Genomic DNA, 2500 nt, shown 5'->3' on the forward strand with positions numbered 1-2500 from the left:
ATAAAGAAAGGCGGCGACCTACTCTCCCACATAAATGCAGTACCATTGGCGCTATTGGGCTTAACTTCTCTGTTCGAGATGGGAAGAGGTGAGCCCCAATGCAATAACCACCCTAAAATTTTCAGCTAAATAAATCTAACTGTATAAGTTAACATATGGTAAAATGATATGATGTAATTTTTATCAAAATAAGAAAAAAAGAGTGTCTCTTGCCTCCTTTCAGAGGCAAGAAGCGTACATAAGTCTATGGGTTATTAGTATCACTCGGCTATGACATTACTGCCTTTACACCTATGACCTATCAACGTAGTCATCTCCTACGACCCTTTAAAGAAATCTCATCTTGTGGTGGGTTTCGCGCTTATATGCTTTCAGCGCTTATCCCTTCCCGACGTAGCTACTCTGCAATGCTCCTGGCGGAACAACAGATGCACTAGAGGTCAGTCCAACTCGGTCCTCTCGTACTAGAGTCAGATCCACGCAAATTTCTAACGCCCACAGCAGATAGAGACCGAACTGTCTCACGACGTTCTGAACCCAGCTCGCGTGCCACTTTAATGGGCGAACAGCCCAACCCTTGGGACCTTCTCCAGCCCCAGGATGTGACGAGCCGACATCGAGGTGCCAAACCCCCCCGTCGATATGAGCTCTTGGGGGAGATCAGCCTGTTATCCCCGGAGTACCTTTTATCCTTTGAGCGATGGCCCTTCCATGCGGAACCACCGGATCACTATGCTCTTGTTTCCAACCTGATCGACCTGTATGTCTCTCAGTCAAGCACCCTTATGCCATTGCACTCTACGCACGGTTACCAAGCGTGCTGAGGGTACCTTTAGAAGCCTCCGTTACTCTTTTGGAGGCGACCACCCCAGTCAAACTACCCACCAAGCACTGTCCTCATCTCTGAGTTAGACTCTAGATAAGCAAAGGGTGGTATTTCAAGGATGACTCCACAACGCCTAGCGACGCCGCTTCATAGTCTCCCACCTATCCTACACATTACTTATCCAAAGCCAATACTAAGCTATAGTAAAGGTTCACGGGGTCTTTTCGTCCCGCTGCGGGTAATCGGCATCTTCACCGATACTACAATTTCACCGAGCTCATGGCTGAGACAGTGTCCAGATCGTTGCACCATTCGTGCAGGTCGGAACTTACCCGACAAGGAATTTCGCTACCTTAGGACCGTTATAGTTACGGCCGCCGTTTACTGGGGCTTCATTTCAGATCTTCGCCGAAGCTAAACCCTCCACTTAACCTTCCAGCACCGGGCAGGTGTCAGGCCTTATACATCATCTTTCAATTTAGCAAAGCCCTGTGTTTTTGATAAACAGTCGCCTGGACCTTTTCACTGCGGCCCATCATATGATGGGCGACCCTTCTCCCGAAGTTACGGGTCTATTTTGCCTAGTTCCTTAGCCATGAATCTCTCGAGCACCTTAGAATTCTCATCCCAACTACCTGTGTCGGTTTACGGTACGGGTTCTTATAATCTGAAGCTTAGAGGTTTTTCTTGGAAGCCTTTAGGCACACTATCCACGCAGCCGAAGCCTTATGGTACTATCAACCTTCTCCAAAATCTGCGGATTTGCCTACAAATTCTATAGATACAGTCTTCAACGAACTATTCCGTCAGTTCGCGGTGCTTTCAATACTCCGTCACCCCATCGCAATTATAAGAAGTACAGGAATATTAACCTGTGAGCCATCGACTACTCCCTTCGGATTCGCCTTAGGACCCGACTAACCCTCAGCTGATTAGCATCGCTGAGGAAACCTTAGTCTTTCGGTGTGGGGGTTTCTCGCCCCCATTATCGTTACTTATGCCTACATTTTCTTTTGTAATCACTCCAGCATACCTCACAGTACACCTTCTACGCAGATTACAATGCTCCCCTACCACTTTAATAAGTCCATAGCTTCGGTAATATGTTTATGCCCGATTATTATCCATGCAAAACCGCTCGACTAGTGAGCTGTTACGCACTCTTTAAATGAATGGCTGCTTCCAAGCCAACATCCTAGCTGTCTAAGCAGTTTCACCTCGTTTTTTCAACTTAACATATATTTGGGGACCTTAGCTGATGGTCTGGGTTCTTTCCCTCTCGGACATGGACCTTAGCACCCATGCCCTCACTGCTGAGAAACATTTTATAGCATTCGGAGTTTGTCAGGAATTGGTAGGCGGTGAAGCCCCCGCATCCAATCAGTAGCTCTACCTCTATAAAACTTTAACTCAACGCTGCACCTAAATGCATTTCGGGGAGTACGAGCTATTTCCGAGTTTGATTGGCCTTTCACCCCTACCCACAGGTCATCCAAAGACTTTTCAACGTCAACTGGTTCGGTCCTCCACTGTGTGTTACCACAGCTTCAACCTGCCCATGGGTAGATCACTCGGTTTCGCGTCTACTACTACTAACTAAAGCGCCCTATTAAGACTCGCTTTCGCTACGGCTCCTTGACTTAATCAATTAACCTTGCTAGAAACAGTAACTCG

At 47.3% G+C, this 2500-nt stretch carries 2 rRNA genes (1 of these 2 cut by a window edge); both read right to left on the bottom strand.

From position 1 onward, the window contains the following. Positions 1-5: 5 nt before the first annotated feature. Positions 6-115: ribosomal RNA gene (gene rrf / locus KI686_RS15570) — 5S ribosomal RNA — on the bottom strand. 119 nt (positions 116-234) lie between these two features. After that, positions 235-2500 (bottom strand): 23S ribosomal RNA (locus KI686_RS15575) (it continues 602 nt past the right edge of the window).

The sequence above is a fragment of the Polaribacter sargassicola genome (genome assembly GCF_021991835.1).
Taxonomy (GTDB): Bacteria; Bacteroidota; Bacteroidia; order Flavobacteriales; family Flavobacteriaceae; genus Polaribacter; species Polaribacter sargassicola.